The organism is Mixta sp. Marseille-Q2659 (genome assembly GCF_940807255.1).
Taxonomy (GTDB): Bacteria; Pseudomonadota; Gammaproteobacteria; order Enterobacterales; family Enterobacteriaceae; genus Mixta.
The window spans coordinates 1-23,717 of record NZ_CALNWY010000019.1 but is presented as its reverse complement, the minus strand read 5'-3'; the positions used below and the strand labels follow the sequence as shown (position 1 = coordinate 23,717).

Here is a 23,717-nt window from a genome sequence, read left to right as displayed (position 1 = left end):
AGAGTTTACCTGAAACCGACGCGCATTTTTAGCGCTTGACTGGAGAGAAAGAGTCAAAGACAAGCCAAAATATTAACCAGATTTTACATCATCACCACGTCGAACTGCTCCTGGGTATAGAGCGGCTCGATCTGCACCTTAACCTGCTTGCCGACAAATAGCTCCACTTCGGCCAGCGCATGCGATTCTTCACTTTTCAGCGCTTCGCCCACGCTTGGCGAAACATAGACCAGGAAGCGATCGGAGTCGTAGGCGTGATGCACACGCACAATTTCCCGCATAATTTCGTAGCAGACAGTTTCTACCGTTTTCAGCGTGCCGCGCCCTTTGCAAACCGGACAATCCTGGCACAGCACATGCTCAATGCTTTCGCGGGTACGCTTGCGCGTCATCTCCACCAGCCCCAGCGCCGAGAAACCGTTAATACTGGTTTTCACCCGATCTTTACTGAGCGCGCTGTCCAGTGAGTGCAACACGCGGCGGCGATGCTCTTCATTATTCATATCGATAAAGTCGATGATGATAATGCCGCCGAGATTACGCAGCCGCAGCTGGCGCGCAATCGCCTGCGTCGCTTCGATATTGGTATTAAAAATGGTTTCATCGAGATTGCGATGGCCGACAAAGGCGCCGGTATTAATATCGATAGTGGTCATCGCTTCAGTCTGATCGATAATCAGGTAACCGCCCGATTTAAGCTCGACCTACGATCGAGCGAACGCTGAATTTCATTTTCCACATCATAAAGATCGAAAATCGGCTGACGCCCACTGTAAAGCTCCAGTTTGGCAGTCATCTCTGGCATATATTCAGAGGTAAATTCCAGCAGCAGTTCATAAGTCAGGCGTGAATCGATGCGAATACGATCGAGCGCGGCGCCGGCGAAATCACGCAGCACGCGCTGCGCCAGCGCCAGTTCGCCATAAAGACGGCAGCGGGTTTTATTGCGTTTTTTACGCTCGATGACTTTCGTCCACAGGCGTTTAAGAAAGGCGGCATCCTGCGCCAGCTCTTCTTCGCCAATACCTTCCGCCGCGGTGCGAATAATAAATCCGCCCTGCTCATCGCAGTAGGCCGAAACCACCGCCTTCAGGCGATCGCGTTCCGCTTCGCTTTCAATGCGCTGCGATACGCCAACGTGCGAGGCGCCGGGCATAAAAACCAGGTAACGCGAAGGTAATGTAATATCTGTCGTCAGGCGCGCGCCTTTGGTGCCCAGCGGATCTTTCACCACCTGCACCATGAGATCCTGTCCCTGGCGCACCAGCTCGGCAATATCCCGGACGCTAAAGTTTTTTTGCTCTTCGCCCGCCACGCATTCTGTATGCGGCATGATGTCGGAGGCGTGCAGAAACGCCGCTTTTTCCAGACCAATATCGACAAACGCCGCCTGCATTCCCGGCAAGACGCGGCTTACGCGGCCTTTATAAATATTACCGACAATACCGCGCTTCGCTTCACGTTCAATATGGATTTCTTGCAGGATTCCGCCGTCAATATAGGCTACGCGCGTTTCCGATGGCGTAACGTTAACCAGTAGCTCAGCCGTCATCATGTCCCCTTACCTACCTCACGCAATGATTGAAAATGACTGAACAGTTCGCCGGTTTCCACCAGCGGCAGGCCAACCACAGCATGATAGCTTCCGTTAATTTTTCTGACAAAATTGCCGCCAAGCCCCTGAATACCGTAGGCGCCCGCCTTATCCATCGGTTCGCCGCTGGCGATATAGTCGTGAATATCCTGCGGTGTCAGCAAACGGAAGGTCACTTCCGTTATCACCAGACAATCCAGTTCACGCTGACGATCGGCCAGCGCCACCGCCGTCATAACCTGATGCGTTTTCCCAGAGAGGCGTGCGAGCATATCCGCCGCGTGACGCGCATCGTGCGGTTTTTCCAGCACTTCGCCATTCAGCACCACAATGGTATCCGCACCCAGCACCGGCAGATCCTGCGGCGCGGCTGCCACGCCCGCCTGCGCTTTTTCTCGTGCCAGCCGACGGACATACTGCTGCGCGCTCTCCTCCTCGCGACGCAGCTCTTCCACGTCAGTGATGACGCGCTCAAAATGCAGGCCAAGCTGCGTCAGCAGTTCACGACGACGCGGTGAACCGGAGGCAAGATAAAGGGATAGCATAGTTGTCCTTACTGAACTGCGAATTGACGACGAATCTTTCTCATCAATAAGAATAGCCAGGGCCACAAAATACCGTCTACCACGCTGCTCCAGAAAATTTCTGGTCGGAACGAGATATTGATAACTAAAAACTCAGCCCAGAAAACAATGACGTCCATCGCCAGCGACAGCACCATAACCATTAACGCCTGTTGCCACAACGCCAGGTTACGGAAAAGCTGGAATTTGAAAGCGACCAGGTAGGCAATAATACTGAGCGCCAGCGCACGTACGCCAAGCGTGGAGCCGGAGATGAGATCCATCACCGCGCCCATCAGAAAACCGGTGCCGACGCTTACCCGATGCGGCAGCGCCAGCAGCCAGTAGATCAGAATCAACAGCAGCCAGGAGGGACGGAACATATAAAGATCGTCCGGCCACGGCATAATTTGCAGCACCAGCGCGACAAGGAAAGAAAGCCAGATCACCCAGCGGCCATGACTGCGGTAGCGGCTCAAGGTTGGCCTCCCTGTGTCACAGGTCGGCTGCCTGCCGCTTGATTACGCGGGTTAGCGGATGGGTTTGTGGCCGATGTCGCGGGTTGACGTCCCTGCGCGCCAGACTGATTATTTTGCGTGACGGTCGGGTTGCTTACCGCTGCGCCGTTGGCGGGCGCGGCACTTCCCGCTGGCGCATTTTGTACCTCTGGCGGTAGCGGCGGCCCCATCTCTCCCGCAGGCGGCAGCACCTGCGGCATCATTTGCATAAGACGCTCATTCGCAACCCGATGCACCTCATCCGGCGCCATCGGCAGATCGCCGTTACGATCCGCGCCCCACAGCAGCAGCAGATAGCGCAGACGCTGAAGCCCGGCCGTCGGCCTCGCCTGAATAACAGTATAGGCGCGCTGCGTATCGACCTTCACGGACGACACCACGCCGACCGGATAACCTTCCGGGAAGCGGCCGCCGAGCCCGGAGGTCACCAGCACATCGCCCACGCGAATATCGGTATTGCCCGGCAGATGTTCCAGCTGCAGATCTTCCGTGCAGCCGTTGCCCGCGGCGATCACACGAATATCATTACGCAATACCTGAATCGGCAGTGCATGGGAAGCATCGCAAATCAGCAGCACGCGGCTGGTCATTTGCCCTACCGCAATGACCTGGCCGACTACGCCTTTATCGCTAATAACCGGCTGCCCTTCATAAACGCCGTTGACGCTGCCTTTATCAATAACCACCTGATCGGTATAGGGATCGGTGCCGGTGGAAATCACCTGCGTCACCATTTTTTGCTCGTCCTGACGCAGCGGCGAGCCTAACAGTTCGCGCAGACGCGCGTTTTCCTGCCGGTATTGTCCCAGCATCAGCAGTTCGCTGTTTTTCAGAAACAGTTCGCGCTGTAGCGCTTTATTTTCCTGCTCCAGCTGCTGGCGAGAGGCCAGCGTTTCCGCAACGCTGTCCAGAATCTGTCGTGGCCCGTTGGCCAGAAAATAGAATGGACTTACCGCCGTGTCCATGTAGTTACGGATTTGGGTAAACGAACCCACGCGACTGTCGGCAACAATAATGCCGATGGCCACGATAACCGCCAGAAAAAGGCGGAGCTGCAAGGAGGGCCCCCTGCTGAAAATTGGCTTCATAAACTCTGCGTATTCCCCGACATCAAGAAGAGGGAGCGTGGCTTTCGCCCGTCGCTCCCCTTCTGGCAGATTATTCTTCGCTGAACAAATCGCCGCCGTGCATGTCGATCATTTCCAACGCTTTACCGCCGCCGCGCGCGACGCAGGTCAGCGGATCTTCAGCCACCACGACCGGAATACCGGTTTCTTCCATCAGCAGACGATCCAGGTTACGCAGCAGCGCGCCACCGCCGGTTAATACCATGCCGCGCTCGGAAATATCAGATGCCAGTTCCGGCGGACACTGCTCCAGCGCTACCATGACCGCGCTCACGATACCGGTCAGCGGCTCCTGCAGAGCTTCCAGGATCTCATTAGAGTTGAGCGTAAAGCCGCGCGGTACGCCTTCAGCCAGGTTACGACCACGCACTTCGATTTCGCGCACTTCGTCGCCCGGATAGGCAGAGCCGATTTCATGTTTGATACGTTCAGCGGTCGCTTCACCAATCAGTGAACCGTAGTTACGGCGCACATAATTAATAATAGCTTCATCAAAACGGTCGCCGCCGATACGCACGGAGGAAGAGTAGACCACGCCATTCAGGGAAATAACCGCAACCTCGGTGGTACCGCCACCAATATCCACCACCATAGAGCCGGTTGCTTCAGATACCGGCAGGCCTGCACCAATCGCCGCCGCCATCGGTTCTTCAATCAGGAACACTTCGCGCGCGCCTGCTCCCTGAGCAGATTCACGGATCGCGCGGCGCTCAACCTGCGTGGCGCCGACCGGGACGCACACCAGCACACGCGGGCTGGGACGCATAAAGCTGTTGCTATGCACTTGTTTAATAAAGTGCTGAAGCATTTTTTCAGTAACAAAGAAATCAGCAATGACGCCATCTTTCATTGGGCGAATAGCGGCAATGTTACCCGGCGTACGGCCAAGCATCTGCTTTGCATCATGACCAACTGCCGCAACGCTCTTTGGGGAGCCGGCACGATCCTGACGGATGGCGACGACTGAGGGCTCATTCAGCACGATACCCTGGCCTTTGACGTAAATCAGGGTATTCGCGGTACCCAAGTCAATGGACAAGTCGTTGGAAAACATGCCACGAAATTTTTTAAACATACTAAAGGATAATCCTGCAAGCTGGGGGCGGAAAATAAAATCCGCTTACTTTACCAACCACGCGAAGCCGCCACAAGGCGCAAAAACGTTCTACTTCGGTGAAAAATCACGCTATCTCGCGCTTGTTACCAAGTCGTCGAAGCGAGGCAACAATATTCAGCCTTAAAACCAGCTAAATGCCCACGAAATCGGGCTGGTAAGCGGACATAACAGTTATAAAATCTAACATTTAAATTCCACGGCGGCTGGCCGCCGCAACAGCCGCTGGCTCCACAACCGCGCGCTATTATGTCAAATCATCCGGCTAAACCCGAATTCTTTGCGAATATTTTTTCACATTGCTGTTAACCAGTTGTGAAGTGGAAAAAAAGTCGCCTTGACCGCCGGCAACGCCTAGCGCCGACAGCGTTTGCCATTCATCGCGCGTTTTGACCCCTGCGGCAAAAACCTGTGTCGGCGTCATCTTACAGACTTCCAGTAAACTCTTCACAAACAGCTGGTTTTCAGTGCGACGGTCAATATTATGTACCAGGCCCGGATGGAGCTTAATCAGCTCTACGCCAGCCTGGGTAATATAGGCGGTGCTGACCACGGTTAATCCCGCCTGGCTGACGGCCAGACGGCAGCCAAACCCTTTCAGTAAACGCAGCACCGGCTGCAAACGGTTGAAGTGTTGACACACTTCTGCCTCAGCAAGTTCAAATAAAAAACGCTGCCGCTGCGATTTTGTACACTGAAGCAACATATCGCGCAATGTGCGCTGAAAGCCCGGCTGTAATAAAGAGTCGATGGTAACGGGGATCGCCAGTGTTTCTTCGGGCCAGCAGGCGGATAGCGCCATAATGCGCTGCATCATCTGGCGATCGTAAGCTTCTGCAAGGCCCATTTGCTGAACCAGCGGCATAAACTCGGCGGCCAGCAGCTCTTTTTCGCCATCAAAGATGCGCGGCAGCATTTCGCGGTGATGCACCTGTCCATTACGTAGCACGGCGGGCTTTTGATAGAGCCGCGGGCCGCCGCGCTTTAAGGTATGTTCCAGCAGCGTGCGCCATTTAACGCTGCCGCGCCCGCTCTCCATATCGCCGCCTTCGCCAGCGATCCAGGTATTGCCGCCCTGCAAGGTGGCATGGCGCGTGGCCTGCTCTACGCTTTCCATTACCTGCTGCGTGGTTTGTCCGCTGCACCAGGCGCTGATACCGATATGAATCATATTTTGCCGGTCGATCATCGGCGTAGGCGGCAACGCATCTACCGCTTTTATCAGCTGTTCGGCCATGGTGCCCGCTTCTTTCAGGGTGCGATGCGGTAGCAGCACCATAAAATCGCTGCGGAAGTAGCGCGCCAGCAAGGCGCCGGGATAGCGCATAACAAAGGTGGAAAGCATATTCACCAGCGAGAAAAGATAATCCTGCATGGCGCTGTTGCCCCAGTGTTCGCTCAGGCTGTCAAAATCAGGCAGGCGAATCATCATAACCACGCCATGCGTTCCCACTTTTTCCTGATCTTCCAGCAGCGTTGCCAGCTGATTATCGAAAAACAGCCGGTTATTAAGGCCGGTGGCGGCGTCTTGCGCCGTAAAAGCACGAATCAGCGTATCAATGCGGGTACGCTGTTCGCCCGCTTCCTGAAGGTCGTCCAGCAGCAGATCGATCGCCGTCGAAGCTTTCGGCGGCCATTCATTGACATTACCACGCCCTATTCCCCGCCGTTCGCCCTCAAGGATGCGCTCAGCCCGCGTTTCCAGGCTTTCCATACCTTTTAACTGACGCCATAGCCAACGATGGGTCGGAAGCAGCAACAGCATCATAAATGCCGCCACCAGCACGATAACAATAATGGTTGAAGAGCCGACAAAAGAGCTAAACCAGGTATTCGCCGGATCGAGCAGTTCAACGCGCAGTATCAGGCCTTGCTGATGTAGCAGCGGCAGGTCGTAGCGGCGAAAACGATTCGGCACATCCTCCAGCAGAGGATATTGATGGCGGGAAAGTGAGAGAATAACCTTTTGCCTTTCGAGGATCTGAACCTGCTCAATGTCCATAAGCGGCATCATGCGTTGCAGCCAAGGCTTCAGCTCCGTCGGGCTTTGCGTCAGCAGCGCCTGATCCACTTCTGTCATCAGCGACTGCACCTGTTTTTCAACGCGTTCGCTGCGCAGCCAGAAGAAACTCAGCGCGCAGCCGACCAACATTAAAACCATTGCCAGAGTGATAAGCAGCGTGACAGACGCTGATAGTTTTGTGGTTAATCGCATCCCTGTGCCTTTTTCACTGCGGTTATGACCACGCTATTAACGATTAAGCGGGTGCCAGATTGTAAACGATCTGAAACTGCCAGCGTTGTCAGCGTTAAAATAACCGAATATGCCCGTTGTTTATTTGCGGCTGGTCAGCCTCTGCTAACATTCGGCGAGTATAGTTGCCAGAGACCTTATCGTTACCATTGAAAAATAAAATTCAGGAGAATCTCATGCAGGCTTTACTGATCGAGCAGTCTGACGGCGCATACCGCACGGTATTGAGTGATGTTTCGCCAGAGCAGCTGCCGTCGGGTAACGTGACCGTGGATGTTAGCTGGTCAGGCATTAACTATAAAGATGCGCTCGCGATTACCGGCAAAGGCAAAATTATTCGTCAGTTCCCGATGGTGCCCGGTATCGATTTTGCCGGTACGGTGCATCACAGCGAAGATCCGCGTTTTCACGTGGGGCAGCAGGTGATTTTAACCGGCTTCGGCGTCGGCGAAACGCACTGGGGCGGCCTGGCAGAACAAGCACGCGTAAACGGCGACTGGCTGGTGCCGCTGCCGGAAGGACTGAGTGAGCGGCAGGCAATGATCCTCGGCACCGCTGGTTTTACCGCCATGCTGTGTGTGATGGCGCTGGAAGATGGCGGCATTACGCCAGAAAAAGGCGAAGTGCTGGTGACCGGCGCCAGTGGTGGCGTTGGCAGCACGGCGGTCGCGCTGTTGAGCGCGCTGGGCTATCAGATCACCGCCGTCAGCGGGCGCGAAAGCAATACGGATTATTTACGCCAGCTCGGCGCCGTCAATGTGTTGCCGCGCAGCGAATTCGCCGCCGACAGCCGTCCGCTGGAAAAACAGCGCTGGGTCGGCGCGATTGATACCGTAGGCGACAAGGTGCTTGCCAGCGTGCTGGCGCAAATGCACTACTCCGGCGTGGTCGCGGCCTGTGGCCTGGCGGGCGGTTTTGCTCTGCCGACGTCGGTGATGCCGTTTATTCTGCGCAATGTGCGGCTGCAGGGCGTGGACTCAGTCCAGACGCCAGCGGCGCGCCGTATTGAAGCATGGAAACGCCTGGTCAAAACAGTGCCAGCCAGCTTCTACCAGCAGGCCACCACCGAAGTGACCTTAGCGGAAGCCGCGGACGCAGCGCAGCGCCTGCTGAATAATGAAGTCACCGGTCGCACGTTGGTAAAAATAAGCCGTACATAAGCTTTCCCAGGAAATTTCATATTTTCGCGCTAAAACGCGCGACGGATGCGCTTTTTGCTTCATGCTTAGGTATTCGCTCCCCGCTTGCATGGCGGGGAGCTTGCACAGGAGCCACGCCATGAAGCCGGTGAAAAAGCTAACCGAAGCCGATGTAACCCCCGAATCTATTTTCCATCAGCAGCGCCGTCAGGTGCTGAAAGCGCTAGGCCTGAGCGCGGCGGCGCTAAGCGTACCGGGAGGCGCTCGCGCCGATGTGCTTTCCTGGTTCAAGGGCAACGATCGCCCGCCCGCGCCCGCGGGTCGTCCGCTGCAATTCAGTAAACCAGAAGTTTGGCAGACGCAGCTTCCCCTGACGCCGGAAGATAAAGTCAGCGGTTATAACAATTTTTATGAGTTTGGCCTGGATAAGGCGGATCCTGCCGCTAACGCCGGCACGCTGAAAACAGAAGACTGGAAGATCCGTATCGATGGTGAAGTGGCGAAGCCGCTGACGCTGGATATGGATGATATTTTTAAACGGTTCCCGCAACAGCAGCGCATTTATCGTATGCGCTGCGTTGAAGCCTGGTCGATGGTGGTTCCCTGGGTCGGCTTTGAACTGAGTCAATTGCTGAAAGCCGCCGAACCCACCAGCAATGCGCGTTACGTCGCTTTTCAAACGGTTTACGCGCCCGATCAAATGCCCGGCCAGAAAGATCGCTTTATCGGTGGCGGGCTGGATTACCCTTATATAGAAGGATTGCGCCTCGATGAGGCGATGCATCCGCTGACGCTGCTTTCCACCGGCGTTTACGGTAAAGCGCTGCCGCCGCAAAATGGCGCGCCGATTCGGTTAACGGTGCCATGGAAATATGGTTTTAAAGGCATTAAATCCATTGTTCATATCAAGCTGACGCGCGACCAGCCGCCTACTACCTGGAACCAGCTGGCGCCGGATGAGTATGGCTTTTTCGCCAATGTAAATCCGCATGTCGATCACCCGCGCTGGTCGCAGGCTACCGAGCGCTTTATCGGCAGCGGCGGAATTTTAGATGTGAAGCGGCAGCCGACGTTACTGTTTAACGGCTATGCGGAACAGGTTGCGTCGCTTTATCGCGGACTCGATTTACGGGAGAACTTCTGAGTGCGTCTGACGTTAAAACAGGTGACCGGCCTGAAGGTGCTGCTGCACCTGGCGGGATTGCTGCCGCTGTTGTGGCTGGTTTTCGCCGTCTGGCAGGGAACCGGCTTCAGCGCCGATCCGGCGAAGGATATACAACATTTTACCGGCAGGATGGCGCTGAAATTTTTGCTCGCCACGCTACTGGTCACGCCGCTGGCGCGCTATGGTCGTCAGCCGCTGCTGATTCGGGTGCGCCGTCTGCTGGGTTTGTGGTGCTTTGCCTGGGCGACGCTGCATCTCGTGAGTTATTCGCTGCTGGAACTCGGCCTCAGCAATATGCGGCTGTTGGGATCTGAGCTGATATCACGCCCCTATTTAACACTCGGTATTATCAGTTGGCTAATCCTGATGGCGCTGGCGCTGACCTCTTTTCAAAAGGCGCAGCGCAAACTGGGACGGCGCTGGCAAACGCTACATAATACGATTTATCTGGTCGCTATTCTGGCGCCGATTCACTATATCTGGTCGGTAAAAGTCATTTCGCCACAGCCGGTGATATACGCGCTTATCGCGGCGATCTTGCTGCTTTATCGGCACAAGAAGATACGTAAGTGGTTCGTTAAATAGCGGCATAATCTGTGCCGCATCCCACATATCTGTTTAACTTCTCTAAAAGTTTCCCCGCCTGCGGTTGATAATCTTCGCAGATAAGACCAGTATTTAGCTGCGAAAAGTAACGAAATAGATATAATGCCCGACCTTAGTTGCTATGAAGGACCATTTTTCGCTGGAGAAAGGTGACAAATGGCTTTTCCCAAGGTATTTTACGCGATGCCTCACTTATTGCAGGAGATAGCAGCAAAATGGCGCATGATTTTCATATTCTGCTCTTGAATGGCCCCAACCTCAATTTACTGGGGACGCGGGAGCCGGACAAATATGGGCACACCACGCTGTCCGGGATCGTAGACGATCTGACATCGCAGGCCAGCGCGTTGAATGTGAAACTCAGCCATTTGCAGTCGAATGCAGAACACGTTCTGATTGAACGTATTCACGAGGCGAGAGGCAACGTCGATTACATCGTCATCAACCCGGCGGCTTTTACTCATACCAGCGTAGCGCTGCGCGATGCGCTGCTGGCGGTGGAGATTCCCTTTATCGAGGTGCATATCTCCAATGTGCATGCCCGCGAGCCTTTCCGCCACCATTCCTGGCTTTCTGATATCGCTGCCGGTGTAATCTGTGGACTTGGCGTCGACGGTTACTCCTGGGCTTTACAAACGGCAGTAAAACGCCTGTCAAAATCAAATTAAACAGAGTACGGAACCACACTCATGGATATTCGTAAGATTAAAAAACTGATCGAACTGGTTGAAGAATCCGGTATCGCTGAACTTGAAATTTCCGAAGGCGAAGAATCAGTTCGTATCAGCCGCGCACCTGCAGCCGCTCCTTATCCCATGATGCAACAGGCTTACGCCGCACCGGCTCCGCAGCCGGCATTGGCTACCGCCGTTGCGCCAGCCAGCACGCCAGCGATGGAAGCACCTGCCGCTGCTGAACTGAGTGGTCATATTGTTCGTTCACCGATGGTCGGCACCTTCTACCGCACCCCAAGCCCGGACGCTAAAGCGTTTGTTGAAGTGGGCCAGAAGGTTAACATCGGCGATACCCTTTGCATCGTTGAAGCGATGAAAATGATGAACCAGATCGAAGCAGACAAGGCGGGCGTGGTTAAAGCTATCCTGGTCGAAAGCGGTCAACCTGTTGAGTTTGACGAGCCGCTGGTCGTCATCGAATAACGAGGCGAACCATGCTGGATAAAATTGTTATTGCCAACCGTGGTGAAATTGCCCTGCGTATTTTGCGTGCCTGTAAAGAACTGGGCATCAAAACCGTTGCGGTACATTCCACGGCGGATCGCGATTTAAAACATGTGCTGTTGGCGGATGAGACCGTTTGTATCGGTCCGGCGCCGTCAGTAAAAAGCTACCTGAATATCCCGGCACTGATTTCCGCAGCGGAGATCACCGGCGCGGTAGCGATTCACCCAGGCTACGGCTTCCTGTCAGAAAACGCTGATTTTGCCGAGCAGGTAGAGCGTTCCGGCTTTATTTTCATCGGTCCGCGTGCTGAAACCATTCGTCTGATGGGCGATAAAGTTTCCGCGATCAACGCGATGAAAAAAGCTGGCGTTCCTTGTGTACCCGGCTCTGACGGCCCGCTGGGCGATGATATGGATAAGAACCGTTCGATTGCCAAGCGCATCGGCTATCCGGTTATTATCAAAGCCTCCGGCGGCGGCGGCGGACGCGGTATGCGCGTAGTTCGCAGCGATAAAGAGCTGGAAAACTCCATCAACATGACCCGTGCGGAAGCGAAAGCTGCTTTCAACAACGACATGGTTTATATGGAGAAATACCTGGAAAATCCGCGCCACATCGAAATTCAGGTGTTGGCGGATGGCCAGGGCAACGCTATCTATCTGGCAGAACGCGACTGTTCTATGCAGCGTCGTCACCAGAAAGTGGTGGAAGAAGCGCCAGCGCCGGGTATTACCGCAGAGATGCGCCGTTATATCGGCGAACGCTGCACCCAGGCCTGCGTGGAAATCAACTACCGCGGTGCAGGTACCTTCGAGTTCCTGTATGAAAACGGCGAGTTCTACTTCATTGAAATGAACACCCGTATTCAGGTTGAACATCCGGTTACCGAAATGATCACCGGCGTGGATCTGATTAAAGAGCAGCTGCGTATCGCTGCCGGTCAGCCGCTGTCGATCAAACAGGAAGAAGTGGTAGTGAAAGGCCACGCGGTGGAGTGCCGTATCAATGCGGAAGATCCGAACACCTTCCTGCCGAGTCCGGGCAAAATCACCCGCTTCCACGCGCCTGGCGGTTTCGGCGTACGTTGGGAATCGCATATTTATGCCGGCTACACCGTGCCGCCATACTACGATTCCATGATCGGCAAACTGATCGCTTACGGCGAAAACCGTGACGTGGCCATCGCCCGCATGAAGAATGCGCTGGCTGAGCTGATCATCGACGGCATTAAAACCAACGTCGAACTGCAGATGAAGATCATGTGCGATGAAAACTTCCAGCACGGTGGAACGAACATCCACTATCTGGAGAAAAAACTGGGTCTGGCGGAGAAGTAATTCTCCTGTTGCCCTGTCTGAGGCCGGCTTGTCCGGCCTTTTCTCTTTTTGGTTTTGCTGATGATGAAAAGCACTATTACTGATGCGCGCTTTATTCAGGCACACCGTGAAGCCCGCTGGTCTTTCTGGCTGGCGATCGCTTATCTCACCGTCTGGGCGCTCTCTGCCTGGCTCGGCGGCACGCAGCCCGGCTTCACCGGCCTGCCGCGCTGGTTTGAACTCTCCTGTCTGTTTGCTCCGCTGCTGTTTATTTTCCTTTGCTGGCTGATGATCCGCATCTGCTTCCGTGATATTTCGCTGGAGGACGATCGTGAAAGCTGAAGTCATTCTTCCCCTGCTGGGCTACCTGCTGCTGATTGGCGTGCTGTCCGTGTATGCCATGCGCAAACGTCAGCAGGGAAACTTCCTTAACGAATATTTTCTTGGCGGTCGCTCTATGGGCGGCTTCGTGCTGGCCATGACGCTGACCACCACTTATATCAGCGCCAGCTCTTTTATCGGCGGCCCCGGCGCAGCCTATAAATATGGTCTCGGCTGGGTGCTGCTGGCGATGATTCAGGTGCCCGCCGTCTGGCTGTCGCTAGGCATTCTGGGCAAGAAGTTTGCAATCCTGGCGCGCCGCTATAATGCGGTTACCCTGAATGACATGCTCTATGCCCGCTACCGCAGCCCGCTGCTGGTTTGGCTGTCGAGCCTGAGCCTGCTGGTGGCCTTTGTCGGCGCGATGACGGTGCAGTTTATCGGCGGCGCCCGGCTACTGGAGACCGCAGCGGGCATTCCTTACGATACCGGCCTGCTGATTTTCGGTGGAACCGTGGCGCTCTATACCGCTTTCGGTGGCTTTCGCGCCAGCGTGCTGAACGATGCAATGCAGGGACTGGTGATGCTGGTCGGTACGTTTTTGCTGCTGTTTGCCGTCGTTCATGCGGCTGGCGGCATGTCCGCCGCCGTCAGCAAGCTGCAACATATCGATCCGCAGCTGGTTGCGCCGCAGGGCGTGGACAATATCATTACGCCGACTTTCCTCTCTTCCTTCGCGGTGCTGGTCTGCTTTGGCGTTATCGGTCTGCCCCATACGGCGGTGCGCTGCATCTCCTATAAAGACAGCAAGGCGGTGCATCGCGGTATTATCGTTGGCACCGTTGTGGTGGCAGTGCTGATGTTTGGTATGCATCTGGCGGGCGCGCTGGGACGGGCGATCCTGCCCGATCTGACGGTGCCGGATCGCGTTATTCCAACGCTGATGCTGACCGTGTTGCCGCCTTTCGCCGCCGGGATCTTTTTAGCGGCGCCGATGGCGGCCATTATGTCGACCATTAACGCTCAGTTGCTGCAGTCGTCCGCGACGATCGTGAAAGATCTCTATCTGCGTCTGTATCCACAGCACATGGATAACGAGCCGCGCCTGCGCCGCCTCTCTGGCGTCGTGACGCTGGTCATCGGCTTACTGCTGCTGCTGGCGGCATGGAACCCGCCCGATATGCTGATCTGGCTAAATCTGCTGGCCTTTGGCGGGCTGGAAGCGGTTTTCCTTTGGCCGCTGGTATTGGGCCTTTATTGGGAAAAAGCCAATGCCGCGGGCGCGCTGAGCGCCATGATTGCCGGCGCGGCCTCTTATACGCTGTTGGCTGCGCTGCATATGCAACCGGCTGGCTTCCATCCGATAGTGCCAGCGCTGCTGTTAAGCCTGCTGGCCTTTATTATCGGTAACTTGTTTGGCCGTTCGGCGTCGTCGCCGGACGACACCTCTTCACTGTACGAATAAAGAGAATTGCTATGCCCTGGATACAAATTAAGATCAACACTACCGGCGCGGATGCTGAAGCGCTGGGTGACCTGTTAATGGAACAGGGTGCCGTGTCGGTAACCTTCCAGGATACGCACGACACGCCGGTATTCGAGCCGCTGCCGGGCGAAACCCGCCTGTGGGGCGATACCGATGCGATTGGCCTGTTCGATGCCGAAACGGATATGGCGGAAGTAATCCAGCTGCTGGAGCAGGATCCGCTGCTGGGGAAAGGTTTCCGCCATAAGATCGAACAGATCGAAGATAAGGACTGGGAACGTGAATGGATGGAGAATTTTCATCCGATGCGTTTCGGAGAGCGCCTGTGGATCTGCCCAAGCTGGCGCGACGTGCCCGATCCCAACGCGGTGAATGTCATGCTCGATCCCGGTCTGGCTTTCGGCACCGGCACCCATCCCACGACCGCGCTCTGCCTGAGCTGGCTCGATGGTTTGGATCTGCAGGGCAAGACGGTTATCGATTTTGGCTGCGGTTCCGGCATCCTGGCGATCGCCGCGCTTAAGCTGGGCGCCGCACAGGCGATCGGCATTGATATCGATCCGCAGGCGATCCAGGCCAGCCGGGATAATGCCGAGCGTAATGGCGTGTCCGATCGGCTGTCGCTCTATCTGCCCCACCAGCAACCTGCCGATCTGAGCGCCGATGTTGTGGTGGCGAATATCCTTGCCGGACCGCTGCGTGAACTGGCACCGCTGATTAGCGCCCTGCCGAAATCGGGCGGCTATCTAGGCCTATCCGGTATTCTCGCCAGCCAGGCAGAGAGCGTGTGCGAAGCCTATGCAGAACGCTTTGCGCTCGATCCGGTTGCAGAAAAAGAGGAATGGTGCCGCATTACCGGTATTTGCCGTTAGTGCTTAATCCCCGGCGCGCTGCGTATATCAGCCGCAGCGCGCTACCCCATCGTTGACTTTCCTGATAATTTAACCCGGTTATTTTTTATACTCCGCCCGTTTAATATCTTCAGGCTATCTAAAGGCGCATGATGCGCCGGCATTAACAGGAAAGGATTCGGTATGCTAAAAACCCCTTATACACTGCTGGCTTTGACGCTGGCCTGCTTCTCAGCAACATGCGCGCAGATGACCCGGTCATATGAAGGAAAAGGCTCGCCCGAACACTGGGGTGAGTTAAGTGAACAGTGGCAAACCTGTAAGGAAGGCATGTATCAGTCGCCCATTAATATCAGTCATCCCGTTTCCGCCAACCTGCCGCCGTTAGACTTTAATTTTCATACCAATGTGAAATCGATCGTTAATAATGGCCATACGATCCAAATTACCGTCCATGATGAAGATGATTTTTTGCTGGATGGGCAGATCTGGAATTTAAAACAGTTCCACTTTCATTCGCCCAGCGAAAACCACATTAACGGACAGCGTTTTCCTCTGGAGCTGCATTTTTTCCACGCTAACAGTCAAGGCGAGCTGGCCGTGTTAGCCGTCATGCTGACGCCGGGTAAAACCAACCCGGCGCTGGATATCTTACTTGATGTTTTGCCAACGACGGTGCATCAGGAGCAAGCCTTACAGCAGGATATGATGCTGGAAAAACGCTTTCCTCAGGATAAACACTATTATCGCTTTAGCGGCTCGCTGACCACGCCACCCTGTACCGAAGGCTTTATCTGCCTGGTAATGAAACGGCCGGTAGAAGCTTCGCACGCTCAGCTGGCGCGTTTTGCTAGAGCGCTGCGTAATGCAAATAACCGTCCGCTGCAGCCGCTGCATGGCAGGCAGATTACGGAATAAGGCGTTTTTGTGGTTATTACGACCAGTTTGATGCGCGCTATTCACGTCGTTCCTCTGGTTTTACCTGTCGGAAACGCGCTTTTATACTGCCGACGCGATCACATTTTAAGAAAAATCTTTGCTCACAATTCAGGCTTATATTTTTAACGTCATGTTTTTTAAAGATAAAGTTTAAAGGGTCAAACAGTAACCGGCTTTTCCATGATTTTTACCCGCTGATTGTTCAAAGTTTGGCCTTTCATCTTCATTAAAAAATGCGTAATATACGCCGCCTTGCGAGTAGATACGGTCACTTCTTTTCATGCGCATTGGACAACACCAGCTCCGTAATCAACTGATAGCCGCTCCGATGGCCGGTATTACTGACAGGCCTTTCAGAACGCTTTGTTATCAGATGGGGGCCGGGATGACCGTTTCTGAGATGATGTCGTCGAACCCAGAAGTTTGGGCCAGCGATAAGTCTCGTTTGCGCATGGTTCATAGTGACGAGCCCGGAATTCGTGCCGTGCAGATTGCCGGTTGCGATCCTGATGAGATGGCTGAAGCGGCCCGGATTAATGTGGCATCCGGCGCACAGGTTATCGACATTAATATGGGCTGCCCGGCCAAAAAGGTTAATCGTAAGATGGCAGGCTCCGCGCTGCTGCAATATCCCGATGTGGTGAAGAATATTCTTACCGCCGTGGTTAATGCCGTAGAGGTGCCGGTTACCTTAAAGATTCGTACCGGCTGGGATAGAGACAATCGTAATTGCACTGAAATTGCCCAATTGGCTGAACGTTGTGGTATCCAGGCTTTGACCATTCATGGACGTACCCGCGCCTGTTTGTTCAACGGCAATGCTGAATACGACAGCATTCGGACAGTTAAGCAGAACGTTTCCATTCCGGTTATCGCGAACGGAGACATTACTGACCCGCACAAGGCCAGGGCGGTACTCGACTATACGGGAGCTGACGCTCTGATGATAGGCCGTGCCGCTCAGGGAAGACCGTGGATCTTCCGGGAAATCCAGCATTATCTGGACACTGGGGAGTTGCTCCCACCCATGCCGCTGGCAGAAGTGAAGCGCTTGCTAATCGGGCATATACGGGAACTGCACGACTTTTACGGTCACGGCAAGGGATACCGTATTGCACGAAAACACGTCTCCTGGTATCTCCAGGAGAACGCCCCGAACGACCAGTTTCGGCGCACATTCAACGCCATAGAGGATGCCAGCGAACAGCTGGAGGCGTTGGAGGCATACTTCGAAAAACTTGCGTAAACGAAATAAAGAGCTGACAGAACTATGTTCGAACAACGCGTAAATTCTGACGTACTGACCGTTTCTACCGTTAACTCACAGGATCAGGTGACGCAAAAGCCGCTGCGTGATTCGGTAAAACAGGCACTGAAGAACTATTTTGCTCAACTGAATGGTCAGGATGTGAATGATCTGTATGAGCTGGTACTGGCTGAAGTAGAGCAGCCTCTGTTGGACATGGTGATGCAATATACCCGTGGCAACCAGACCCGTGCAGCCCTGATGATGGGCATCAACCGCGGTACGCTGCGTAAGAAACTGAAAAAATACGGCATGAACTAATCTTCACGGCTGTAAAAAAAGGCGCATCTTCCGGGTGCGCCTTTTTTAATGCCTGGCACGCAAGAATTGTCCGTTTTTTGTAAATACGGGCCGTCCTACCTAACTTCTTTACCCAACCGCTGTCTGAGAATCTGTACCGCGACTGATTGGCACCTTTATGCGTTACATCCTTCTTTCACGCATATGAGAGCGTCATGAAATCGAAATCGTCTCCACGTTTTACTGTTGAGCTGTTACATCCCCGCTATTGGTTTACCTGGTTTGGACTCGGCGTCCTGTTTCTGCTGGTTCAGCTTCCCTTTCCGTTGCTTGAGCGCCTCGGTGTCTGGATGGGCCGCACCTCGATGCGTTTCCTGCCGCGCCGGGTTCGTATTACGCGACGTAACCTGGAACTTTGTTTCCCCGAGCTGGATAAGGCGGAGCTGGAGCTGCGGATCGTTCATAATTTTGAATCGTTAGGCATGGGCCTGATGGAAACCGGTATGGCCTGGTTTTGGTCTGATGCGCGCGTCAAACGCTGGTTTACCGTTAATGGCCTGCACAATCTGCAGGCGGCGCAAAAAGATAAGCGTGGCGCGTTGATTATCGGCGTGCATTTTATGTCGCTGGAGCTGGGAGGCCGCACCATGGGCCTGTGTCAGCCAATGATGGCTATGTATCGCCCGCACAACAGCAAGCTGATGGAGTGGGTACAAACCAAAGGCCGCACTCGCTCAAATAAAGCGATGATAGACCGCCGCGATCTGCGCGGCATGGTTAAGGCGCTTAAGCAAGGCGAAGCCGTCTGGTTTGCGCCCGATCAGGATTACGGTCCGAAAGGCAGCGTGTTCGCTCCGCTGTTTGCCGTACCGCAGGCGGCTACCACCAGCGGCACCTTTATGCTGGCCCGCATGGCGAAACCGGCAATGATTACCGTGGTTCTGATTCGTAAAGAGCGTGGCCAGGGCTATGAACTGGTGATTCAGCCGGAACTGAGAGATTATCCGCTGGATGATGAGCAGGCCGCCGCCGCTTATATGAATAAAATTATCGAACGGGAAATCTTGCGTGCGCCGAGCCAGTATCTCTGGCTGCACCGCCGTTTTAAAACCCGCCCGGCAGGCGTGACCTCGCTTTATTAATAACCCAATCTGCATTGAACACAGCCCGCTGGCGGTCTCCAGCGGGCTTTTTTATGCGCGCAGCTTCATAGCGCTTTAATATGCGCGCCAGCTCACATTGCGATGATATTGTTAAACTGTTTGCACTCTTTGTGATCGCGGCGACTTACGTCGCCTCATGTTGGTGCGCGATAGTAACCAAACTCGTCAATTACCCTCAGTTATTAACACTATCCCTACAAATAATCAGGATTCCGCAACTCTGGCATTTTCTTTGCACAGTTGTGGATGGCTGACCGCCACAGACAGGAAAAGTGCAGCAAAAGCACTCGTCACCAACATAACAATACGATTACGCCACACAGGATTATTTATGAATAAAATGATGCTCTCCGCTCTGGTTGCAACCACGTCGCTAATGGCCGTCGTTAACCAGGCTCACGCTGGCACTACGCTTGATGCCATTAAGAAAAAGGGATTCGTCCAGTGTGGTATCAGCGATGGCCTGCCAGGCTTTTCTTACGCTGATGCAGGCGGCAAATTCACCGGACTGGATGTTGATGTTTGCCGTGCGACGGCTGCCGCTGTATTTGGTGATGCCAACAAAGTGAAATATACCCCGCTGACCGCCAAGGAGCGCTTTACCGCGCTGCAGTCTGGCGAAGTCGACCTTTTATCTCGCAACACTACCTGGACCTCTTCGCGCGATGGCGGCATGGGTTTCCTGTTCGCGGGCGTTAACTACTATGACGGCATCGGCTTCCTGACTCATAACAAAGCGGGACTGAAGAGCGCCAAAGAGCTTGATGGCGCTACCGTCTGTATTCAGGCGGGAACCGATACCGAGCTGAATGTGGCGGATTACTTTAAAGCCAACAAGATGCAGTACACGCCGGTCACCTTTGACCGTTCCGATGAATCAGCAAAAGCGCTCGATAGCGGCCGCTGCGATACGCTGGCCTCCGATCAGTCACAGCTCTATGCCTTACGTATTAAGCTGGGCAAGCCCGATGAGTTTATTGTTCTGCCTGAAGTCATTTCAAAAGAGCCGCTGGGGCCGTTAGTACGCCGTGGCGATGATGACTGGTTCACCATCGTAAAATGGTCGTTCTACGCCATGCTTAACGCCGAAGAGATGGGCATCAACTCGAAAAACGTCGACCAGATGGCAGCTAAACCAACCACACCGGACATGGCGCACCTGCTCGGTTCAGAAGGCGATTTTGGCAAAGATCTGAAGCTGGATAATAAGTGGGCTTACAACATTATCAAGCAGGTCGGCAACTATCAGGAGAGTTTCGATCGCAACGTCGGTAAAGATAGCCCGCTCAAAATAGCCCGTGGTCAAAATGCCCTCTGGAAAGATGGCGGTATCCAGTACGCACCGCCCGTACGTTAATTTCTGCTCCCATACAGGGCACCGTTCGCGGTGCCCATGTCAGTATGCTCGTTGCTGAGGTCTACCATGTCTCAACGCCCAACCGTAAAAAGGGACTTTTCATTCTCTAATCCTGCGGTTCGCGCCTGGGTTTACCAGCTTTTTGCGGTTCTCGCGGTCCTTGCCGTGGTGGGTTACCTAATCCACAACACCGTTATTAATCTGGCTAACCGCGGTATTACTTCTGGTTTTGGCTTTTTAGAACGCGGCGCTGGCTTTGGCATTGTGCAGCATCTCATCGATTATTCCGATGGCGATACCTACGCCCGCGTTTTTCTGGTTGGCTTAACCAATACGCTGTTAGTTTCCGCACTCTGTATTGTATTTGCCTCTGTGCTGGGCTTTTTTATCGGTCTGGCGCGCCTCTCTGATAACTGGCTGCTGCGTAAAATCTCTGCTTGTTATATTGAGACCTTCCGCAATATCCCGCCGCTGCTGCAGATCTTTTTCTGGTATTTCGCCGTATTGCGCAATCTGCCTGGGCCCCGTCAGGCGCTTAGCGCGTTTGACATCGCCTTTATCAGTAACCGTGGTCTCTATATTCCCTGGCCTGAATATACGCCGGGTACGCTGCCTTTCATTGCTGCGCTTCTGTTAGCCATTATCGCTACCGTCGCACTGTTCCGTTTTAATCGCTCCTCTCAGTTGAAGACTGGCCGCCTGCGCCGCACATGGCCCGCCGCGCTGGCAATGCTGATTATCTTTCCCCTGATTGCGCACCTGCTGTTTGGCGCGGCGATGCATTGGAATATCCCTGCACTGCGCGGCTTCAACTTCCGCGGCGGTTTTGCATTAATTCCTGAACTGGCGGCGCTGACGCTTGCGCTTTCTATTTATACCTCTTCATTTATCGCTGAGGTGATTCGCTCCGGTATTCAGTCGGTTCCGCATGGGCAGCATGAAGCCGCAATGTCGCTGGCCCTGCCCGCACAGGTTACGCTGCGTCAGGTCATTATCCCGCGGGCGATGCGGGTCATTATCCCGCCGTTAACCAGTCAGTACCTGAACATCGTGAAAAACTCCTCGCTGGCGGCCGCGATCGGCTATCCCGATATGGTTTCGCTATTTGCCGGGACGGTACTCAACCAGACCGGCCAGGCGATTGAAACCATTGCAATGACGATGGCGGTTTACCTGACTATCAGCCTGCTTATTTCACTGCTGATGAATATCTATAACCGCAAAATTGCGCTGGTTGAGCGTTAAAAGGTACGGAATATCATGACAGTAACTACACACGATACGCCGCTCGTTCCGACCAATGCAGTGAAACGCATTTCGGCCTGGGCTCGTAAAAATCTCTTCTCCAGCTGGTTTAATTCCCTGCTGACCTTGTTCTGCTTATGGCTGGCATGGAGCCTTATTCCACCTGCACTTAACTGGCTGATTTTCCAGGCCAACTGGTTTGGTGATAGCCGCGCCGACTGCACCAAAGAAGGCGCCTGCTGGGTCTTTATTCATGCACGCTTTGGTCAGTTTATGTATGGCCTTTATCCGCACGAGCTACGCTGGCGTATTAATGTCACCTTAATTATCGGCCTGCTTTCGATTGTTCCCATGTTCATTAATCGGATGCCGCGCCGGGGACGTTATATTGCCGTTTGGGCGGTCGTCTTTCCCCTTTTCGTCTGGCTGATGCTTTATGGCGGGCTTTTTGGTCTTGAACAGGTTGAAACACGCCAGTGGGGCGGCTTAACGCTGACGCTGATTATTGCTGCGGTAGGCATTGCCGGCGCACTACCGTTGGGCATTTTACTGGCGTTGGGACGCCGCTCGAAAATGCCGATCGTGCGCGCTCTGGCTGTGATCTTTATTGAGTTTTGGCGCGGCGTGCCGCTTATAACGGTGTTGTTTATGTCATCGGTCATGCTGCCGCTGTTTATGGCGGAAGGCACCAGTATCGACAAGTTGGTCAGGGCGTTAGTCGGCGTGATTCTCTTTCAATCTGCCTACGTTGCGGAAGTAGTGCGAGGCGGTTTACAGGCATTGCCTAAAGGACAAACCGAAGCCGCTGAGTCACTGGCGCTGGGCTACTGGAAAACCCAGCTGCTGGTGATCCTGCCACAGGCACTTAAACTCACGATCCCCGGCCTGGTGAATACCATTATCGCACTGTTCAAAGATACCAGCCTGGTGATCATTATCGGTCTGTTTGATCTGTTCAGTAGCGTACAGCAGGCTACGGTCGATCCCACCTGGCTGGGCATGTCGACGGAAGGCTATGTTTTTGCTGCCCTCGTTTACTGGATCTTCTGTTTTAGTATGTCGCGCTACAGTCAGCGCCTTGAGAAACGTTTTAACACCGGGCGTAAAGCGCACTAAGGAATATTTTAATGAAACCTGTGACTCATTCTGCCGATGCGATGATTACGCTCGAAAATGTGAATAAATGGTATGGGCAATTTCATGTGCTGAAAAATATCAATCTGACGGTTAAACCACGCGAGCGCATTGTCCTTTGCGGCCCGTCGGGCTCGGGGAAGTCCACAACAATACGCTGTATCAATCATCTTGAAGAGCATCAACAAGGGCGCATTATCGTTGACGGCATTCATTTGAATGATGATTTACGTAATATCGAAAAAGTACGAACCGAAGTGGGAATGGTATTTCAGCACTTTAATCTTTTTCCCCATCTGACAGTTTTACAGAACTGTACGCTGGCGCCGATTTGGGTGCGCAAGATGCCTAAAAAAGAGGCCGAAGCGCTTGCTATGTATTACCTGGAACGCGTGCGTATTGCTGAACATGCGCATAAATTCCCCGGACAGATTTCTGGGGGACAGCAGCAGCGAGTGGCCATTGCCCGTTCACTCTGTATGAAGCCTAAAATTATGCTGTTTGATGAACCGACCTCGGCGCTCGATCCAGAAATGGTAAAGGAAGTGTTGGATACGATGATTGGACTGGCTGAGGATGGAATGACGATGCTTTGTGTCACGCATGAGATGGGCTTTGCCCGCACGGTTGCCGACCGCGTAATTTTTATGGATCGTGGTGAGATTGTCGAGCAAGCGCCGCCGGAAGAGTTCTTTGCTCATCCCAAATCTGAACGAACTCGTACTTTTTTATCGCAGGTTATTCATTAAGGATAAAGTTAACGCGGGCCGGGCCGGAGAAATTCGGTCTGGTCTGGCTTGTTTGGTTTGGTTTGGTTTGGTTTGGTTTGGTTTGGTTTGGTTTGGTTTGGTTTGGTTTGGTCTGGTCTGGTCTGGTCTGGCAGGATGCTGGCGCGCTTAACGGCAGAATGTATTTTTTGGTTTTCCCGGATAGCTATCTTTCTGATGACAGAAACGAAAAAGCCTCAGCTTTCGCTGAGGCTCCGTCGCTGGTTTGATGCCTGGCAGTTCCCTACTCTCGCATGGGGAGACCCCACACTACCATCGGCGCTGCGGCGTTTCACTTCTGAGTTCGGCATGGGGTCAGGTGGGACCACCG

At 54.0% G+C, this 23,717-nt stretch carries 22 protein-coding genes, 1 rRNA gene and 1 pseudogene; 17 read left to right on the top strand and 7 right to left on the bottom strand.

Translation table 11 applies throughout. From position 1 onward, the window contains the following. Positions 1-83: 83 nt before the first annotated feature. The 6 genes and pseudogenes from rng to csrD all read right to left on the bottom strand — a co-directional run bounded on the left by rng (position 84) and on the right by csrD (position 7,131). Positions 84-1,552: pseudogene (gene rng / locus P3C52_RS13905) on the bottom strand (ribonuclease G). Further along, the gene (locus tag P3C52_RS13900) at positions 1,552-2,139 is read right to left on the bottom strand and encodes a Maf family protein (protein WP_275555572.1); all 588 of its coding nucleotides are present in this window, start codon (positions 2,137-2,139) and stop codon (positions 1,552-1,554) included. The pseudogene rng and the gene P3C52_RS13900 overlap by 1 nt, the downstream one beginning before the upstream one ends. Positions 2,140-2,147: 8 nt before the next feature. Further along, positions 2,148-2,636, bottom strand: coding sequence for a rod shape-determining protein MreD (mreD, locus tag P3C52_RS13895; protein ID WP_275555571.1), 489 nt, complete (start codon positions 2,634-2,636; stop codon positions 2,148-2,150). After that, complete coding sequence (gene mreC, locus P3C52_RS13890) at positions 2,633-3,763, bottom strand: rod shape-determining protein MreC (RefSeq protein WP_275555570.1); 1,131 nt, start codon at positions 3,761-3,763, stop codon at positions 2,633-2,635. Before mreC ends, mreD begins: the two co-directional genes overlap by 4 nt. 70 nt (positions 3,764-3,833) lie before the next feature. Beyond that, positions 3,834-4,877 carry a rod shape-determining protein MreB gene (gene mreB / locus P3C52_RS13885; protein WP_003855260.1) on the bottom strand — a complete coding sequence of 348 codons (1,044 nt, stop codon included), beginning with the start codon at positions 4,875-4,877 and terminating at the stop codon, positions 3,834-3,836. Between the two features lie 304 nt (positions 4,878-5,181). Next, positions 5,182-7,131: an RNase E specificity factor CsrD gene (gene csrD, locus P3C52_RS13880; RefSeq protein ID WP_275555569.1), complete on the bottom strand. Its 1,950-nt coding sequence runs from the start codon at positions 7,129-7,131 to the stop codon at positions 5,182-5,184. 215 nt (positions 7,132-7,346) lie between these two features. On the opposite strand from csrD, the gene P3C52_RS13875 reads away from it, so the two are divergent. From P3C52_RS13875 to P3C52_RS13795, 17 genes are all read left to right on the top strand, one after another. Continuing rightward, positions 7,347-8,330, top strand: a complete 984-nt coding sequence (locus P3C52_RS13875; RefSeq protein ID WP_275555568.1) for an MDR family oxidoreductase — start codon at positions 7,347-7,349, stop codon at positions 8,328-8,330. Between the two features lie 118 nt (positions 8,331-8,448). Continuing rightward, on the top strand, positions 8,449-9,453 hold the full coding sequence (gene msrP, locus P3C52_RS13870; protein ID WP_275555567.1) for a protein-methionine-sulfoxide reductase catalytic subunit MsrP: 1,005 nt from the start codon (positions 8,449-8,451) through the stop codon (positions 9,451-9,453). Further along, on the top strand, positions 9,454-10,059 hold the full coding sequence (gene msrQ, locus P3C52_RS13865; protein ID WP_275555566.1) for a protein-methionine-sulfoxide reductase heme-binding subunit MsrQ: 606 nt from the start codon (positions 9,454-9,456) through the stop codon (positions 10,057-10,059). Between the two features lie 236 nt (positions 10,060-10,295). Then, positions 10,296-10,748 carry a type II 3-dehydroquinate dehydratase gene (gene aroQ / locus P3C52_RS13860; protein ID WP_275555618.1) on the top strand — a complete coding sequence of 151 codons (453 nt, stop codon included), beginning with the start codon at positions 10,296-10,298 and terminating at the stop codon, positions 10,746-10,748. Between the two features lie 21 nt (positions 10,749-10,769). After that, positions 10,770-11,237: an acetyl-CoA carboxylase biotin carboxyl carrier protein gene (gene accB / locus P3C52_RS13855; protein ID WP_275555565.1), complete on the top strand. Its 468-nt coding sequence runs from the start codon at positions 10,770-10,772 to the stop codon at positions 11,235-11,237. Between the two features lie 11 nt (positions 11,238-11,248). Then, positions 11,249-12,598, top strand: a complete 1,350-nt coding sequence (accC, locus tag P3C52_RS13850; RefSeq protein ID WP_275555564.1) for an acetyl-CoA carboxylase biotin carboxylase subunit — start codon at positions 11,249-11,251, stop codon at positions 12,596-12,598. A gap of 60 nt (positions 12,599-12,658) precedes the next feature. Beyond that, positions 12,659-12,919, top strand: coding sequence for a YhdT family protein (locus P3C52_RS13845; RefSeq protein WP_275555563.1), 261 nt, complete (start codon positions 12,659-12,661; stop codon positions 12,917-12,919). Next, positions 12,909-14,363 carry a sodium/pantothenate symporter gene (panF, locus tag P3C52_RS13840; protein ID WP_275555562.1) on the top strand — a complete coding sequence of 485 codons (1,455 nt, stop codon included), beginning with the start codon at positions 12,909-12,911 and terminating at the stop codon, positions 14,361-14,363. The genes P3C52_RS13845 and panF overlap by 11 nt, the downstream gene beginning before the upstream one ends. An 11-nt stretch (positions 14,364-14,374) precedes the next feature. Next, positions 14,375-15,256: a 50S ribosomal protein L11 methyltransferase gene (prmA, locus tag P3C52_RS13835; protein ID WP_275555561.1), complete on the top strand. Its 882-nt coding sequence runs from the start codon at positions 14,375-14,377 to the stop codon at positions 15,254-15,256. A 228-nt stretch (positions 15,257-15,484) separates the two neighbouring features. Next, positions 15,485-16,153: a carbonic anhydrase family protein gene (locus P3C52_RS13830; protein WP_275555560.1), complete on the top strand. Its 669-nt coding sequence runs from the start codon at positions 15,485-15,487 to the stop codon at positions 16,151-16,153. A gap of 301 nt (positions 16,154-16,454) precedes the next feature. Further along, positions 16,455-17,420, top strand: coding sequence for a tRNA dihydrouridine synthase DusB (gene dusB, locus P3C52_RS13825; protein WP_250651569.1), 966 nt, complete (start codon positions 16,455-16,457; stop codon positions 17,418-17,420). Positions 17,421-17,444: 24 nt separating this feature from the next. Continuing rightward, positions 17,445-17,741, top strand: coding sequence for a DNA-binding transcriptional regulator Fis (gene fis, locus P3C52_RS13820; RefSeq protein WP_000462905.1), 297 nt, complete (start codon positions 17,445-17,447; stop codon positions 17,739-17,741). A gap of 194 nt (positions 17,742-17,935) precedes the next feature. Next, complete coding sequence (gene lpxP / locus P3C52_RS13815; RefSeq protein WP_275555559.1) at positions 17,936-18,862, top strand: kdo(2)-lipid IV(A) palmitoleoyltransferase; 927 nt, start codon at positions 17,936-17,938, stop codon at positions 18,860-18,862. Between the two features lie 352 nt (positions 18,863-19,214). Then, complete coding sequence (locus P3C52_RS13810) at positions 19,215-20,240, top strand: amino acid ABC transporter substrate-binding protein (RefSeq protein ID WP_275555558.1); 1,026 nt, start codon at positions 19,215-19,217, stop codon at positions 20,238-20,240. 66 nt (positions 20,241-20,306) lie between these two features. Continuing rightward, positions 20,307-21,485, top strand: coding sequence for an amino acid ABC transporter permease (locus P3C52_RS13805; RefSeq protein ID WP_275555557.1), 1,179 nt, complete (start codon positions 20,307-20,309; stop codon positions 21,483-21,485). 15 nt (positions 21,486-21,500) lie between these two features. Continuing rightward, entirely contained in the window at positions 21,501-22,601 is a 1,101-nt protein-coding gene (locus P3C52_RS13800; RefSeq protein WP_275555555.1) for an amino acid ABC transporter permease, read from the top strand. An 11-nt stretch (positions 22,602-22,612) separates the two neighbouring features. Next, on the top strand, positions 22,613-23,368 hold the full coding sequence (locus P3C52_RS13795) for an amino acid ABC transporter ATP-binding protein (RefSeq protein WP_275555554.1): 756 nt from the start codon (positions 22,613-22,615) through the stop codon (positions 23,366-23,368). A 249-nt stretch (positions 23,369-23,617) separates the two neighbouring features. Here the strand turns inward: P3C52_RS13795 and rrf are convergent. Beyond that, positions 23,618-23,717: ribosomal RNA gene (gene rrf, locus P3C52_RS13790) — 5S ribosomal RNA — on the bottom strand; the annotation flags it as partial.